A 16260-nucleotide genomic window follows, 5' to 3' on the forward strand; every position below is an offset into this window, starting at 1 on the left:
TGGGCGCCCAGGCGGTCGACTCCCACGGCGAGCTCCCCGATGGTTGATGCCATCCCCTAGCCGCCAGTCGCGTCACTCCCAGGATGCCCGATCGCCCCCTCCTGGTCGAACCGCCCACGCCGTCACACCCCTCGGCGCCCCTGTTCCGTAAGCCTTCTCGGGGACCTCTTCTCAGGTTCTCGGGGACGTACGGCTTCGCGGGCGTCCGGCTCGTCAGGCCGGGCCGGTGGTGCCCCCGGCCGCGCCGAGACCGGCCAGGCGGCTCACGGCCTCGTCGATGATCTCGTCCTTCTTGCAGAAGGCGAAGCGGACGAAGTGGCTCCCGCGCTCGGGGCGGGCGTAGAAGACCTGGGTCGGGATGGCGACCACGCCCGCCAGCGAGGGCAGCTCGCGGGTCAGGGCGAGGCCGTCGGTGAAGCCCAGGGGGCGGATGTCGGTCTGCACGAAGTAGGTGCCCGCGGGACGGTAGACCTCGAAGCCCGCCGCGGACAGCCCCGCCGTCAGGCGGTCGCGCTTGGACTCCAGGTCCGCCCGCAGGGAGGAGACCCAGCCGAGCTCGTGGCGCAGGCCGTGGGCGACGGCGAGCTGCCAGGGCGCGGCGGCGGTGAAGGTGAGGAACTGCTTGACCGTCTGCGCGGCCCTGACCAGCTCGGGCGGCGCGCAGATCCAGCCCGTCTTCCAGCCGGTGACCGAGAAGGTCTTGCCCGCGGAGGAGATCATCACGGTGCGCTCGCGCATGCCCGGCAGGGTGGCCATCGGCACGTGCTCGACGCCGTCGAAGGTGAGGTGCTCGTAGACCTCGTCGGTGACGGCCACCAGGTCGCGCTCCAGGCACAGACGGGCGATCTCCTCCAGCTCGGCGCGGTTGAGGACCGTACCGGTGGGATTGTGCGGGGAGTTGACCAGCACGGCCCGGGTGCGCGGTCCGGCGGCGGCGCGCAGCTCGGCGGGGTCGAAGGTGAAGCGGCCCTCGACCGGGCGCAGGGTGACCGGGCGGAGCACGGCCCCGGCCAGGGCGACGGCGGCGGCGTAGGAGTCGTAGTACGGCTCGAAGGCGATCACCTCGTCGCCGGGCTCGCACAGCGCGAGGATCGTCGCGGCGACGGCCTCGGTGGCGCCGACGGTGACGAGGACCTCACCGTCGGGGTCGTAGTCGAGCCCGTAGTGGTCCTTGCGGTGCTCGGAGACGGCCTGGCGCAGCTCGGGCACGCCCGGCCCCGGCGGGTACTGGTTGGAGCCCTCGCGGATCGCCGACACCGCGCGCTCCAGCATCGCGGCGGGCCCGTCGGTGTCGGGGAAGCCCTGCCCGAGGTTGATCGAGCCGGTCCGCAGGGCAAGCGCCGACATCTCGGCGAAGATGGTCGTGCCGAACTCGCGCATCCGCGCCACCAGAGGATCGCTCACGCGCTCCAGCGTAGTCCGCTCCCCCGCGGCGCCCACGGGAACGTCCTTCCCGGGTACGTCACGGACGCGGCGGCGGGGCGGTCCATGACCGTGAGAAGGCGCGATCCGCCGCCGTTCACCTGAGACGATCGGGAAACCCACGGGACCGCTACCGGGAAATCGGTAAGGGCGCGACCGGAATTCGCGGAACCCGGGCGGGGAAGGCGTACGGAAAACGGCCGAGAACGCGTTCCGTGAACCGTGAACCGGGGACCGGCGAGAAACCGCCGATTGCGGAACCGCCCAGCGGTCGGCGCGGCATTCTCCGACAGCCGGACTCCCATTTCGCGGAGTCCGCGACGCGGACGTGACACGACACCCCGAATGCCCTGGTCACCACGGCCCCGTGAATGCGGCCGGCCGTAAACACTTCGGCGACACGTCCCCGTCCCGTAGATCACAGAAAGCCTCTCTCGGTGGTGAGGGTCGGACGTAGGGTGAACGCGAAGTCTCGGGAGACCACCGGCGGAGACGACTGGCAGATGGTGAACAGCGAGAAGACCACGGAGAGCTCAGGGAGAACAGAGACCGCGAAGACCTCGGCGGACGCCACCGGCTCGGCGGAACGCGCGTGGCAGATGGTGACCGCTTTCTCCAACGCCCTCGTCCAGACGCTGCTGGTGCTTCTCGCCCTCTCCATTTCCACGGTCTCGAAAGTGGCCCTGGTCCTCGGGATTCTCGCCCTGACGGCACTCACCATCTTCCCCGGCCACCTGCTGAGAAGCACCGCCTGGCTGCGCCGCGTGATTCCGGAACGGCTGTACGGCGCTCTCGGGGTGTTCTCCCAGTGGGTGCGCCAGGACGTCTGGTGGCTGCTCTCGGCCGGTGTCCTGGTCACCGTCGTCGTCACCCTGGCCGTCGTTCCCAAGGAGGAGCCATGGGTCACCTGCCGGATCCCCGACGAGATCACGTTCCTGGCGTCCGACGAGACCTCCCCCGCCATCCAGCGGGCGGCCGGGGAGTTCACGGCCGGGAAGGTCGACTGGTTGGGCTGCCGGCAGGTGAACATCAACGTCAGCGGGCTGCGCGCCGACGAGGTGCGGGACCGGCTGGGTGACTGGACGTTCCCCGTCCAGCCGGCGACCGGGCGAACCGCCGGGCTGACGGCACGCAAGCCCCCGGGCGCCCGGCCCGACGGGTGGGTCGCCGACTCCCTCCAGGAGATCGACTACCTCGACAGGGGCACCGACGGCATGCCGGCGTTCGGCGAGCGGACGGTCGTCGCGACCTCGCCGCTCGTCATCGCCGCGCGGGAGGAGCTCGCCGAGGAGCTCACCGAGGCCAACAGGAACCCCGGGGACCGCGACTGGGCCGACCTGCTGCGAGAGCGGCCGGGCGCCCGGCAGCGGGTCGTGCGCACCCATCCGCTCGCCTCCAACGTCGGCCTGATGGCCACGGCCGCCGCCCCCGGCCACGTGGAGGGGCTGTCCACGAGGGTGCGGCCGGGCGACAACGTCCGCGACGTGATGTGCCGGTACGCGGGCTCCCTCGACACGTCCCCGATGGTCCTGACCGAGCAGCAGTTCCACGAGCTCAACGTCTCCCTGTCGGGCGCCGACCCCGCGCTCCCGGCGTCGGGCGGCTGCGCCGTCCCCGGCGCGGGCGGCGGGTGGCCGTCGCCCGCGCCGGGAAGCGCCGGGGAGAGGCCGCCGCGGCTGACCGCCGTCTACCCGAAGGGCGGCCACGCCATGCGGTACGCCTGCGTCTCCAAGCGGTGGCCCGACCTCAGGCGGCCCCCCGCCGTCGAGCGTACGGTCAGGGAGTTCTGCGACTTCCTGCGGGAGGCCCTGCCCCGGTACGGGTTCCGCGACGCCGACGGCCGCCTGAACGCCGGGAGGCTGCCGGCGAAGGCGCCCTGGCTGCGGGCCGCCGCGCCGGTGGCGGCGAGCTGGAAGCCGGACATCCCCAAGCTGCTCTACAAGCTGGCGACCCCGCTCGCCGACCACGTCCTCGTCGTGGTCGACGTCTCGGGCTCGATGGCGCGCAACAGGGTGAACGACGGCAGGTCACGGCTGGAGGCGGCGATCCAGGTGGCCCAGCTCGCCGTCACGTCCAAGCGCGGTGAGCGGACCACGGGCATCATGACGTTCTTCCCCGACGACGATCGCGGTGCCGCCCTCGCGCCCGTCGGCGACGAGGGGAAGGCCCTCGCCGACAGGCTCACCGCCATCCGGAACGCCTACCGGACCGGCTCGCGCCCCGATCCCCCGATGCGCCCCGTCATCCGGAGGGCGCTCGACCAGGTGAGGGGGATCGGTGCCCCGGAGGAGCGGAAGGCCGTGCTCGTGCTCACCGACGGAGGCGATCCTCGCGGGCTGACCGGCGAGGACATCGGGGAACACGAGGGAGTCCGCCTGCTGATGCTCTCCTTCGACCTGCACGGCTGCGGCACGTCCCCGCTGCCGGAGCTCCGGGACAGGGGCCTGATGTCCTGCTACGACGCGAGCACCGACCCCGACCAGAAGCTGGACGACGCGTTCACCGAGCTCCGGGCGGTCACCGATTGACGCCCTCCCCGGGGCCGAAGCCCGGGGTCCCCACGCTGGAGGTATCCGATGAGCCGCCCCTCCCCGCCCTCGGTGGTCTTACCGTCCACGCCGGGCGGGACCGGCGGGCCGGGTGCGCCCTCCGGGGCGGAGCCGGTCGGCCGCGGGGTGATCCTTCTCCTCCTGCTGCTGGTCTGCCTCCCCTCCCTCGCGGCGAGCGCCGCGCCCACCCCGCCCCCCGGACCGCCGAGGGACGACTGCGTCCTGCGCATCGCCAGCGGCGCCGACGTCTCGGGAGGGGCACGTGAGCGGGCGCTCGAAGCCGTCTGGAACGGGATCGAGGGCAGGCCCCGGGCGTGCTTCGTGGCGATCTCCTCGGTCGCGGACGAGCAGCGCAGCGCGATGATCTCGGCCGCCCAGTCGAAGGCCGGGCACTACGACGTGTACAACCTCGACATCCAGTGGATCCCCGAGTTCGCCGAGGGCGGCTACCTGCGTCCGGTCGACACCGCCGCGCACGGCGGGACCAACGACTTCCTCTCCCAGATCTGGTCCGCAGGCGCCTGGAACGGCGTCCAGTACGCGGTGCCGTTCAACACCGACGTGGGCCTCCTCTACCACCGCGGTGACCTGCGGACGCCGGAGGACTGGCAGGACATGACCGGCATCGCGAAGGCGCGCCGGGCCGGGCCCGACCCCACCGCCCTCGGGCTCGCCGGGCAGTTCGCCTCCTACGAGGGGCTCACGGTCAACGCGCTGGAGGCGATCTGGGCCAACGGCGGGGACGTGGTCGACGCGAACGGCGAGGTGGTGATCACCCAGAGGCGCGCGGTGGAGGCCGTCGGGCGGCTCATCGAGACGGTGAAGGCCGGCGTGATCTCCGGGGAGACCCTCGGCAGCACGGAGGCGGAGTCGCTGACCGCCTTCCGCGAGAGGCACGCCCTTTTCCTGCGGCACTGGCCCTCCGCCCACGAGGTGCTCTCCGGGGAACGGAAGTCGGGCGGGGTCGCCTTCCGCGCGGTGGCGCTGCCCTGGCAGGGGGTCCTCGGCGGCCAGTATCTCGCCGTCTCCCGGCACACCGTCCGGCGCGACGTCGCGCAGCGGCTGGTGGCCGCGCTGACCGGCGGGGAGGCGGCCAGGCTGCTCTACCGGTGCGGCGGGTTCGCCCCGGCCAGGGTCTCCGCCCTCTACGCGGAGGCGGAGCCCGACTGTGGCGGCCCCTCGCCCGCGGCCACCCCGTCCACACCCGCCTCCGAGCCCGGGTCCGCCTCCGAGCCCGGGGCGGCCGAGCCCGAGTCCGAGGCCGTGCGGCCCGACACGCTGCTGCGCGCGCTGACGCAGGCCAGGGCCCGCCCGTCCTCCCCGTACTACAGCAAGTTCAGCCGGGTCTTCCGCACGGAGGTCCACGAGCTGCTCGGCTGCTGGTCGCTCGGGCGGAAGGGGTGCGAGGACGCGAGGACGTTCACGGCAGGTCTCGCCCCCAAGCTGAGGAAGGCGCTGGCCGGCGGCTGACCCCCGTCACCTTTCTCGTCTCCCCACCGTGAGGTGGGGAGCCAGGTCACCCGCCCCGGCTCCGGCATTTGCCCCCGACGTAAGGTCATGGTTTCCACTGGGGACATGAAGCCCGTTCCCCTGATCTATCTGACCTCGTACGCCCTGTCGCTGCTGGGAAACTCGATTGCCGCGGTGGCTCTCCCCCTGATCGTGTTACAGACGACGGGAAGCGTCCTCTCCGCGGGGATCCTCTCCGCCGCGACCGCGGTGCCGGCATTCGTCTCGGGTCTGGTCATGGGTGTCGTGATCGACCGGATCAACAGGCGCACGTCGTCGGTGATCACCGATCTGATCTCCGCCGCGTCGCTGGCCGCCCTGCCCGTCGTCGATCTCGTGACCGGGTTGAACCTGGGGTGGTTCATCCTCTTCGGCATCGTCGGCGCGGTCGGTGACGTGCCGGGGATGACGGCCCGCGAGGCGATCCTGCCCGCGATCGTGCGGACCGGCGGCCTCCCCGCGCACCGGCTCATGGGCATCAGGGAGGGCCTCGGCGCGTTGACCATGGTGATCGGGCCGGCCGCGGCCGGGAGCCTGCTGGTCCTGTTCGACGGGTCCATGGTGCTGTGGATCACAGCCGGTACCTCGTCCGCCGCGGCGATGCTCACACTCCTGATCCCGAGGGACGTCGGCGTGATCCCCGCCGGGACCGGTCCCGTGTCTCCGCCCGCTTCGGGATGGGGGCTGCTGAAGGAGGGCTGGCGGGTGCTGTTCCGGCGCGACCGGTTCCTGCTCGCGGTCACGATGCTCAACCTGGTACTGGTCACCGTGATCGTCTCCCTGCAGGGAATCGTGCTGCCCGCGCACTTCACGCTGATCGGCCGCCCGGAGACGCTCGGTTTCGTGCTCACCGCGATCGCCGCGGGAACCCTCGTGGGCGGCGGCCTCTACGCCGCTCTGGGGACACGCGGGTCGCGCCGGGTCTGGTTCGTGACCGGGCTGCTGGGCAGCGCCGTGGGCATCGGTGTCATCTCGGCCCTTCCTCCGATGTGGGCCGTCTTCGCCGGCGCGTTCGTGCTGGGGCTCTCCTCGGGACTGCTCGGCAGCCTGCTCGGGGTGCTCATGATCGAACGAATCCCCGAGGATCTGCGCGGGCGCGTCATGGGCACGCAGAACTCCCTCATGATGATCGCCGGCCCGGCGGGGATCCTCGCCGCCGCGCTCATCGGCCATCTCGGCGGCCTGGCCGCCGCGGGAATCACCATGGGCGTCGTCTGGGTCGTCGCCGTGCTGGCGGCGCTCCGCGCGCCCGCGCTGCGTAGCCTTGAGGCGGAGGGGGAGGTGACCGCGCGTGCGGAGTAGCGAGCTGGCGTCACTCGCGGACGTGACGGTCCGCACGCTGCGCCACTACCACCGGATCGGCATCCTGCCCGAGCCCGTGCGCGACCCGAGCGGATACCGGCGCTACACGATCCGGGACCTGGTCAGGTTGCTGCGCATCAAACGACTCGCCGCGCTCGGGATCCCCCTCGACAAGGTGGCGGGCCTCCTCGACTCGGAGGAGGAGGACCACCACGATCTGCTGAGCGACCTCGAACACGAGCTCGACGCCCAGATCGTCCGCCTCACCCGGCAGAAGACGATGCTGGGACTCATCCGCCGGCACCGCACCCTCCCCGACGTACCCCCGGAACTCGCGCGGTTCTTCGAGGCCTTCGCCCTGTCGGGCGTCTCACCGGCGATGAACAGGATCGACCGGGAGCAGTCCGTCCTTCTCGCGCATCTCGTCGGCGAAACCGGCATCGAACACCTTGCCGGGTTCTACGAGCACATCGCCGCGCCCGGCACCGTCGAGGTGGTGGCGGAACTCGCCCGGCGCTTCGACCGGCTGGACGCGGACGCGGATCCGGCGGTCGCCGACCGCCTCGTCGAGGACTTCACCGAGCGGCTGGGGACGATCGTCGTCGAGTTCACCGGGCGGAACGGGGACACCGAACTCATCGACAAGGAGCTGTACGGCCTCTTCGAACAGTACCTGCGCGACGCCCTGAACCCCGCGCAGAGGATGGTGGCCGCCCGGATCACGGAAAGGCTGGAAGCACTCACCGGCCCGTCGGCATGAGAGCCGGTCACCACCGAACGCCGTGCCCGCCCCCCGGACCGGACCTCTCTCTCGGTGGCCGGTCGCGCCGTCGGACCGGCCGCGCGATCCGGTCCGGGCGCCCGCGACCGGGTGGGTCGTCTATGCGTAGGTTGTTATGGGGTGGTACGTCTATTCGCTGTGACCCGACCGACCCAGCCGACCGACCCGACCGACCCGACCGATCCAACCGATCCGGCAGATCCGACCGATCCAGCAGATCCGACCGATCCGGCAGATCCGGCAGATCCGGCTGAAGCAGCCCGACCGGCCGGACCGGCGGGAGCGACCGGAGCGGCCCGGCTTCACGCGCTCGACGCGCTCCGCGGCTTCGCGGTGTGCGGGATCATGCTGGTCAACACCTGGCAGCACACGCGCGACCACCTGAAGCCGTCCGATCGCAACGCGGTGGACTGGGCGATCGACAACCTGCTGCAGAGCAGGTTCTATCCGATCTTCTCGTTCCTGTTCGGGCTGAGCTTCGTCCTCTTCCTGAGGTCGGCGGCCGGGCGGACCGATCGCCCCTGGGCCGTGCTGCTGCGCAGGCTGGCGGTGCTCGCGGCCCTCGGCGCGGTCCACCAGATCTTCAACTCGGGCGAGGTGCTCCTGCCGTACGCGATCTTCGGGGTGCTGGTCCTGCTGCCCGCCTCGTTCCTCCCCCGGCCCGCGGTGCTGGTGCTGGGCCTCGCCTTCACCGGGTGGGCGGTGTACCAGGGCGGCGGGATCATCCTCGTCCCCGGGCTGTTCCTGCTGGGCATGGTGCTGATGGAGCGCCCGCCGCCCGGATGGCTGCTGGCGCCGGCGTTCGTGGCGAGCGCGGTGCTGGGCGTGACGCTCACCTGGCTCTGGCTCCGCATCGCCAAGGACCCCCTCCTCTTCCACGCGTCCGTCCACGCGTCCGCCGGGCTCGCCGTCGCCACGGCCTACGGCACCGGGCTGCTGCTCCTGTTGCGGACCCGGCTGCGCGACCCGCTGCTGGCGGTGCTGGCTCCGCTCGGCCGGATGGCGCTGACGAACTACCTGGTGAGCACCCCGGTCATCCTGCTCTTCGTGCCGCTGCTCGTCGCGGACACGACCCGGCTCGCCGGGATCGCGCTCTCCGTCGCCGTCCTGGTGCTTCAGGTGCTGTTCAGCCGCGCGTGGCTGGCCAGGTTCAGGTACGGGCCGCTGGAATGGGCGTGGCGGAGCCTCACGTGGATGGAACGAGTGCCGAACAGACGGATAGGGTCACACCCGTGACTCGCATAGCCCTCTGCCAGATACCGGTGGCCGAAGACCCGTCCGCCAACCTGAGCCGTGCCCTCGACGCCCTCGCCGAGGCCGCCGCGGGCGGCGCCGAGCTGGCGATCTTCCCCGAGGCCGCCCTCACCCGGTACGGCAGACGCGTCACCGACCTCGCCCAGCCGCTCGACGGGCCGTTCGTCACCGGGCTGGCCGCCGCGGCGCGGGAGCACGGCCTGTCGGTGATCGCGGGAGTGTTCGAGCCCGGCGAGGGCCGGGTCCACAACACCGCGGTCGCCATCGGCCCCTCGGGCTCGATCGAGGCGGCCTACCGGAAGATCCACCTGTTCGACTCCTTCGGCGCCCGCGAGTCCGAGCTGGTCGCGCCGGGCGACACCCCGGTCGTGGTGGAGCTGGCCGGGATCCGGGTGGGCCTGGTCACCTGCTACGACATCCGCTTCCCCGAGCTGACCCGGACCCTGGTCGACCTGGGGGCCGAGGTGTTCGCGGTGATCGCCGCGTGGGGGTCGGGGCCGATGAAGGAGGAGCACTGGACCACGCTCGTCAGGGCCCGCGCGATCGAGAACACCACCTGGGTCGCGGCCGTGGGCCAGGCCCCCAACCCGGAGGCCCGCGACGGCTTCGGGATCGGGCGGAGCATGCTGGTCGATCCGATGGGGGTGGTACGCACCGACCTGGGACCGGCAGCCGCCGTACATATATGCGAAATCGACTCTCAGATCACGATTGCCACCCGGAATGCCTTACCGTGCCTGGAACACCGGCGGCTCCAGGTCGGCAGATCGTAAAATGCCGACCGTGAGTGAGCCACCTGGGCGTAGAACGCAGATGCAGAAGGTCATACCTCCTCGGCTGCTCGTGCCCTATCTGGCCGGCAGACGCACCGTGATCTCCGGATACGTGTACCGGGTTCAGGACTGCGCGCGGCTGACCACCCCCGCGCAGCTGTTCGCCGGTCTCGACCTGGGGTTCGAGGGTTCGGAGCTGGCCGCGACGGTCCCGGAGATCTACCTGATGCGCTGGTTCGCCCGCGACATGGACGCCTACGTCGTGCCGTACGGCCCGCACATGGGCGGTGACTGGAACGATTCACCACCCTTCACCGGAAACGGCTTCACCACCTCGCGGGAGCACGTCGTGCCGCAGTTCCACACCACGCCCATGCCGATCCCCGCGGGGGCCGAGATCATCCACGTCGTCCCCGGCGAGGAGCGCCTCTTCGGCCTCTACGACGGCCTGAGCTGGCGGCCCGCCTCATGAGCGCCGAGATCGAGCCGGTCGCCTCGGGGTTCGCCGCCCGCTACCTGGGCCGTACGTACGCCGCGGCCCTCGGCCCCGGCGGCTCGGAGGTGGTGCTGTTCAACGAGGAGGCCCAGAAGGGCTTCGAGGCGGCCTCCGGCTACTGGCGGCTGGTCGTCGCCCGCGAGGACCTCGAATGGCTGGTGCTGGTCCGCACGGTCGGCGCGTTCGGCGGGGAGCCGTGCCTGGTCCTCGACGTCTCCGAGGAGAACGGCGAGGAGAGCCTGCACATCGCCTACACCGGGCACAGCGGGATGAAGGCCGAGGCGCTGGGCTACTGGATGGTCGACCACGGGGCCTACGAGGTCGTCGTCCCCCGCGACGAGGTCTTCTCCATCAGGATCGAGCGCCTGCCCGTCCCGCTCGTCCCGGAGGGCGCGGAGCCGTAGCACTCCCGGCACCCGCGGGGCGGGCTCACCGGTCAACCGATCGGCCGATCCGTCGAACGGTCGATCGGCCGGCCCGCTGCCGGTCAGTCCGCCGATCGGCCGGCCGCCGGTCGGCCGGGAGCGTCTCGCCGCCCGGCGTCCCCCGGAGCAGGACCACCACCAGCAGGGCGACACCCGCCATCAGGACGGCACTGATCGCCGCGGTCACGTGGAAGCCCTGGACGAACGCGGTGCGTGCCGTGTCGAGGAGTCCGGACGCGAGCCGTCCGGGGAGGCCTCCCGCGACCGCCACCGCGGCGTTGAGGTCGCCGCGGGCGGCCTCGGGGATGTCCGCCGGCGAGGTCCGGCTCCGGTAGACCACGGTGATGACGCTGCCGAGGACCGCGATGCCGAGCGCGCCGCCGAACTGGGGCGCCACCGAGGCGATCGCCGCCGCGGCACCGGCGCGGTGGGGCGGCGCGGAGCCGACGACCAGGTCGGTCGCGAGCGCCATCATCGGCCCCAGCCCCGCGGAGACGACGACGGCCCCGGAGACGAGAACGGCGAGCCCGCCCGTACCCTGCGTCTGGGTGAGCACGAGATAGCCGATCGCGGACACGGCCAGCCCCGTGGCGATCACGACGGAGGGCGGGATCCTGCGCGCGACCCGGGGAGCCAGGAGGGAGCCCGCGATGACGCCCGCCGCCGAGGGAGCCGTCCACAGCCCCGCCTCCAGGGGCGACAGGCCGTGCACCAGTTGCAGATACTGCGCGACGGCGTAGTTGGACCCCCACAGCACGAAGATGCCGAGTGCCAGCGTGGCGGCCGCGGCACTGAACGTCCGTCCGGCGAACAGCCGCAGGTCGACGAGGGGGTCGGCCGACGTACGCTGTCTGCGGACGAACGCCGCCGCCAGCGCGAGCCCGGTCGCGACCGCGACCGCGGACGTCACCTCCGGGCCGTCGGCCGCGATCCGCTTGAGCCCGTAGACCACCGGCAGCACCGCGCCCAGTGACAGCAGGGCGCCGACGACGTCCAGCCGCCCCGCGGCGGCGTCCCTGCGCTCCGGCAGCAGTAGCGGCCCCGCCACCAGCAACACCGCCATGAAGGGTACGGCCAGCAGGAACGCCGACCCCCACCAGAAGCGCTCAAGCAGCCATCCCCCCACCAGCGGGCCGATCGCCGTACCTCCCGAGACGCTGGCGACGATGACCCCGATGGCCGTCGCCCGCTGCCGCGGATCGGCGAACATGGACGTGGCCAGGGAGAGCGTGGAGGGCATCAGCGTCGATCCCGCGACCCCCATCAGCCCTCGGGCGACGATGAGGCTCCCGGCGTCGGGCGCGTAGGCGGCCAGGACCGAGGCCAGGCCGTACGCCACCGCCCCGATCAGCAGCAACCGGCGGCGGCCGATCCGGTCGCCCAGCGCGCCCATGGTGATGAGCGACCCGGCCAGCAGGAAGGCGTAGACGTCCACGATCCACAGCGACTGGGTGCCGCTCGCCGCCAGATCCCTGACGATGGCGGGCAACGCGAGGTTCGTGACGGTCAGTTCGAGGGAGGCGAGGAGGGCGGGCAGCGCCAGCACGGCGAGTCCGGCCCACTCCCGCCGCCCGGCCGTGACCGGTGCGGCCGGTGCGGGCGGCGTGGACGGCGTGGATGGCGGGGGCGGTGTGGTCATGGCCATCAGGATGAGACCTCAACCAAAGTTCAGGTCAACCCCCGACGGCCACGCCGGGACGTCCGGCGTCCGTGCGCCTGTGACGTCCGGCGTCCGGCGTCCGGCGTCCGGCGTCCGGCGTCCGGCGTCCGGCGTCCGGCGTCCGGCGTCCGGCGTCCGGGCGAGTGTGACGTCCGGCGTCAGTACGAGTGACGCCGGCGTCCACCGGCGGGCCGTGGAGGCCCGCACCCCCTCAGCTCACGCCGAGCCGCCGGTAACGGGCCAGCCTGGCGGCGAGGCGGTCGGCGGGGGCCCGGCCCAGCAGTCCCGCGATCTCGTGCTCCAGGGTGCGCGCGACCCGGGCGCAGAACGCCTCCGGCTCGTAGGCGGCGTCGGGGAACTCCGGGATGATCCGGTCGACGAGGCCGTCCCTGCGCAGGTCGGTGGATCTCACCCCCTGCGCGGCGGCGATCTCCGGGGCGAAGTCGACGCTCCGGTACAGCAGCGCCGAGGCCCCCTCGGGAGACAGCGGCGACAGCCAGCCGTGCTGGGCGCACAGCACCCGGTCGGCGGGGAGCAGCGCGAGCGCGGCGCCGCCCGCGCCCTCCCCCAGCAGCAGGCACACGGTCGGGGCGTCGAGCATCACCAGGTCGGCCACCGAACGGGCGATCTCCGCGGCCAGGCCGCCCTCCTCGGCCGCCTTGGACAGCGCGGCCCCGGCGGTGTCGATCACGGTGACCAGCGGCAGTCCCAGCTCGGAGGCGAGACGCATGCCGCGCCTGGCGACCCTGAGCCCGGCCGGGCCGAGCGGGGCGTCGATCCGCTGGTGCCGCCGGTCCTGGCCGAGCACGACCGCGGGGGCCTCGCCGAACCTGGCCAGGGCGAGGATCAGCCCGGGGTCGTTCTCGCCCACACCGGTGCCGTTGAGCGGGGTGACGTCGGAGGCGCCGAGCTTGAGCAGCGCCCGCACCCCGGGACGGTCGTCGCGCCGGGAGCGGCTGATCGCGTCCCACGCCTGGACCGTCGGGACCCGCTCGTCCGGCTCGGGCCCCGGGTCCAGGCCCCGGCGGGGAGCGCACAGCACGGCGAGCGCCCGTACGGCGATCCGCCGGGCGTCCTCCGCCGACACGACGGCGTCGACCAGGCCGTGGGCGAAGAGGTTCTCCGAGACCTGGACGCCCTCGGGGAACGGGTAGCCGTGCAGCGACTCGAACACCCTCGGCCCCAGGAACCCGATCAGCGCGCCCGGCTCGGCGGCGGTGACGTGCCCGAGCGACCCCCAGGAGGCGAAGACGCCGCCGGTGGTGGGGTGGCGCAGGTAGACGACGTACGGCAGTCCCGCGGCGCGGTGCGCGGCGACGGCGGCGGTGATCTTCACCATCTGGACGAAGGCCACCGCGCCCTCCTGCATCCGGGTCCCGCCCGAGGCGGGGGCGGCCAGCAGCGGGAGCCCCTCGGCGGTGGCCCGCTCGACCGCGGCGGTGAGCCGCTCGGCGGCGGCCACCCCGATCGAACCGGCCAGGAAGGAGAACTCGCACACGACGATCGCCACCCGGCGCCCGTCGAGCAGGCCCTCCCCGGTGATCACCGACTCGTCGTATCCCGTCTTGGCCCGGACCGCGGCCAGCTCCTCGGCGTACCCCGAGCCGGGCGCGGCGGGGTCGGCGGGCGGCTCGTCCCACGACCGCCACGTCCCCGGGTCGAGGAAGGTGTCGATCAGCGTGCGCGCGTCGGGCCGTGCCGGGGTCATACCCGCGCTCCGTGGGACGGTACCCGGGCGTGGAGGGGGGGTGTGCCTGTCATCGCTCGCGTGCCTCCAGCCAGGCGAGGATCTCCTCGCCGTGCTCGCCGAGCGCGGGCGGGGCGGCGTGGCGCACGGGAGGGTCGCCGTCGAAGCGGAGCGGCGGTCCCGGCAGCTCGATGGCGCCGAGCACGGGGTGGTCCACCTCGACGACCAGGCCCTGGGAACGGGTCTGCTCCCAGGCGTAGACCTCGTCGAGGGACCTGATGGCCCCGGCGGGCACCCCGGCCTCGCCGAGGGCGGCCAGCCAGTGCGCCCTCTCGCGCTTGGTGAGCGTCCGCTCCATGTCGGCGATCAGCTCGTCCCGGTGCTCGAACCTCTCCCTGTTGGTCGCATATTTCGCAATATAAGGTTCGGTGTCCAGTTCCAGCAGGACGGCGACCCTGCGCCACTGCGCGTCGTTCGCCGCCGCGATCTGGATCATGCCGTCGGCACAGCGGAAGGCGCCGTACGGGGCGATGGAGGCGTGGTGGTTGCCGCCCGCCCGGGACACCTGGCCGCCGACCGTCCAGGCCGTGCCGTGGTAGGAGTGCACCCCGGTCACCGCGGCCAGCAACGAGGTCCGCACGACCTTGCCCCGCCCGGTCCGCTCCCGCTCGTACAGCGCGGCGACCACGCCGTACGCGCCGTGGATGCCGCCGAGCAGGTCCGCCACCGAGGCGCCCACCCGGTACGGCTCCTCGGGCGACGGGCCGGTCAGGCTCATCAGCCCCGCCTCGCCCTGCGCGATCTGGTCGTAACCGGGCCTGCCGCCCTCCGGGCCGTCGTGGCCGAAACCGGTGATCGACAGGATGACCAGGCGGGGGTTGATCTCGTGCAGCCGCTCGACGGAGAAGCCCAGCCGGTCCATCACCCCGGTACGGAAGTTCTCCACCAGCACGTCGCTCTGCCGCACCAGGCGCTCGACGAGCGACCTGCCCTCGGCGGACTTGAGGTCGACGGCGATCGACTGCTTGTTGCGGTTCGCCGCCAGGAAGTACGTGGATATGTCGTTGTCCGGGCCCACGAACGGCGGCCCCCAGCCCCGCGAGTCGTCACCCCCCGCGGGATGCTCCACCTTGATCACCCGGGCACCCAGATCACCGAGCATCTGCGCGGCGTGCGGGCCCGCGAGCGCGCGAGAGAGATCGAGGACGACGATGTCGCCGAGTGCTCCCTGCAAGATCAACCTCCGGTGCGTGGCGGCCGTCCCGGCCGGCAAGGGCTCCCCCGTTTCCTGCCCGTTTTGTCAGGAGACCACGTGGCACCATACCCGGACGGAGGAACCCCCATGATCTCCCATACCATCACCGGACGGGACGGGAGGGGGCGAGATCAAGAGGACGTGTTCGTCACGATCCCCCACACGCCTCCGGCCAGGAGGAACCCGGGGTCACTCATGCAACGGCTCTCCCAGAGGTAACCCCCGGACACTTCCGCAATCCACATGATTGACCACCTCGGACCACCGGCCATAGATCCAGGCCACGCTTTTGAAAAGTGATGTTCCCTGGCTTTCGTGGAGTCGCTTTGATCGACTTACATGCTTCCACCCCCTTCAGAGGAGGCGGCGTAGCAAGGAGATATCCCCCGAGTTCCGGCGGAAAGTCCTGGCCCTCTCACAGGCCGGTCGGACCGTACGACAGGTGACCTAGACGCTCTCCCCGAACGCCCTGCCGGCGTGAGGGTCAACCAAGCCGACCACACCGAACTCGGGACACACCAAAAGAAACAACAGGACGAAATTGCAAAGCATCTGCTGGACGACATCGCTCAGGAGGGGTGCCGCGGATTCACCGAACCAGCCGGCAGTTGTCGTGACCAAAGCGGAAAAAACACGACAAGGGTTGAGAAAGACCCTGCGAAAAAGAGCGGACAGCAGGCCCGACACGAAGGAAAAACGGTGCGGCGTGGACAAAAATAAAAAGCATTCTCTCCTTGTCAAGTCTTTAGCACTTGTCGTTTCAATAATGCTCACGTCGACGGGGTGCTCGTACACGTGTGAATCTGAAGTGAAGAAGCTCCTCGCCATGGCGAAAGTAGCTGCCAAAAATTCGTTCACGGGATGGACCTTCTCGCACGACACATCCGCGTGCGACTCCGGGGACCACCCTTCGGTCACCTTCTGGCTCGGCGACGTACGGTCATCGACTGAAGTGTCCGAGAAAATGAAGGCGGACGGCTGGACACCTGTTTCCAAAAAGGAAGCGAGACCTTACAATGCCGATGTCGTGCTCAAGAAATATGTCGACAAACAACCTCTGGCCGCCGCAATAAGAGATGCTTTACAGACAAACACAAAAATGGTTGAGATTTTTTTCGGAGATTGAAGCCCGCCCGAAAAAGAGTCG

The 16260-nt window shown here is 71.4% G+C and carries 14 protein-coding genes; 9 read left to right on the plus strand and 5 right to left on the minus strand.

The features are described from left to right. Positions 1-213: 213 nt before the first annotated feature. The gene (locus tag ACFYWM_RS32080; protein ID WP_389921342.1) at positions 214-1404 is read right to left on the minus strand and encodes a pyridoxal phosphate-dependent aminotransferase; all 1191 of its coding nucleotides are present in this window, start codon (positions 1402-1404) and stop codon (positions 214-216) included. 476 nt (positions 1405-1880) lie between these two features. Between ACFYWM_RS32080 and ACFYWM_RS32085 the strand changes: the two genes are divergently transcribed. The 8 genes from ACFYWM_RS32085 (at position 1881) to ACFYWM_RS32120 (ending at position 10490) form a co-directional block, all read left to right on the plus strand. Continuing rightward, positions 1881-3950, plus strand: coding sequence for a VWA domain-containing protein (locus tag ACFYWM_RS32085; protein WP_389921346.1), 2070 nt, complete (start codon positions 1881-1883; stop codon positions 3948-3950). Between the two features lie 48 nt (positions 3951-3998). After that, positions 3999-5441, plus strand: coding sequence for an extracellular solute-binding protein (locus ACFYWM_RS32090; protein ID WP_389921349.1), 1443 nt, complete (start codon positions 3999-4001; stop codon positions 5439-5441). Positions 5442-5546: 105 nt separating this feature from the next. Next, positions 5547-6782 carry an MFS transporter gene (locus tag ACFYWM_RS32095; RefSeq protein WP_389921354.1) on the plus strand — a complete coding sequence of 412 codons (1236 nt, stop codon included), beginning with the start codon at positions 5547-5549 and terminating at the stop codon, positions 6780-6782. Then, positions 6772-7542 (plus strand): MerR family transcriptional regulator, encoded by a 771-nt coding sequence (locus tag ACFYWM_RS32100; protein WP_389921358.1) that lies wholly within the window; start codon positions 6772-6774, stop codon positions 7540-7542. Before ACFYWM_RS32095 ends, ACFYWM_RS32100 begins: the two co-directional genes overlap by 11 nt. A gap of 366 nt (positions 7543-7908) precedes the next feature. After that, positions 7909-8799, plus strand: coding sequence for a DUF418 domain-containing protein (locus ACFYWM_RS32105; RefSeq protein WP_389921360.1), 891 nt, complete (start codon positions 7909-7911; stop codon positions 8797-8799). Beyond that, positions 8796-9590, plus strand: a complete 795-nt coding sequence (locus ACFYWM_RS32110; RefSeq protein WP_389921361.1) for a carbon-nitrogen hydrolase family protein — start codon at positions 8796-8798, stop codon at positions 9588-9590. Before ACFYWM_RS32105 ends, ACFYWM_RS32110 begins: the two co-directional genes overlap by 4 nt. Before the next feature lie 10 nt (positions 9591-9600). Further along, positions 9601-10062, plus strand: coding sequence for a hypothetical protein (locus tag ACFYWM_RS32115; RefSeq protein WP_389921364.1), 462 nt, complete (start codon positions 9601-9603; stop codon positions 10060-10062). Beyond that, complete coding sequence (locus ACFYWM_RS32120) at positions 10059-10490, plus strand: hypothetical protein (protein WP_389921367.1); 432 nt, start codon at positions 10059-10061, stop codon at positions 10488-10490. Before ACFYWM_RS32115 ends, ACFYWM_RS32120 begins: the two co-directional genes overlap by 4 nt. A 25-nt stretch (positions 10491-10515) precedes the next feature. Here the strand turns inward: ACFYWM_RS32120 and ACFYWM_RS32125 are convergent, their stop codons facing one another. The 4 genes from ACFYWM_RS32125 to ACFYWM_RS32140 form a co-directional block, all read right to left on the minus strand. Then, on the minus strand, positions 10516-12150 hold the full coding sequence (locus tag ACFYWM_RS32125) for an MFS transporter (RefSeq protein WP_389921369.1): 1635 nt from the start codon (positions 12148-12150) through the stop codon (positions 10516-10518). 232 nt (positions 12151-12382) lie between these two features. Next, the gene (locus tag ACFYWM_RS32130; RefSeq protein ID WP_389921372.1) at positions 12383-13879 is read right to left on the minus strand and encodes a carboxyl transferase domain-containing protein; all 1497 of its coding nucleotides are present in this window, start codon (positions 13877-13879) and stop codon (positions 12383-12385) included. A 49-nt stretch (positions 13880-13928) separates the two neighbouring features. Then, positions 13929-15092, minus strand: a complete 1164-nt coding sequence (locus tag ACFYWM_RS32135) for a CaiB/BaiF CoA transferase family protein (RefSeq protein WP_389921373.1) — start codon at positions 15090-15092, stop codon at positions 13929-13931. A 468-nt stretch (positions 15093-15560) separates the two neighbouring features. Beyond that, the gene (locus ACFYWM_RS32140; RefSeq protein WP_389921376.1) at positions 15561-15908 is read right to left on the minus strand and encodes a hypothetical protein; all 348 of its coding nucleotides are present in this window, start codon (positions 15906-15908) and stop codon (positions 15561-15563) included. Positions 15909-15921: 13 nt separating this feature from the next. Here ACFYWM_RS32140 and ACFYWM_RS32145 point away from each other — a divergent pair, with 13 nt between their 5' ends. After that, positions 15922-16239, plus strand: coding sequence for a hypothetical protein (locus ACFYWM_RS32145; protein ID WP_389921378.1), 318 nt, complete (start codon positions 15922-15924; stop codon positions 16237-16239). Positions 16240-16260 lie beyond the last annotated feature (21 nt).

This window comes from Streptosporangium sp. NPDC002721 (genome assembly GCF_042888905.1).
Taxonomy (GTDB): Bacteria; Actinomycetota; Actinomycetes; order Streptosporangiales; family Streptosporangiaceae; genus Streptosporangium.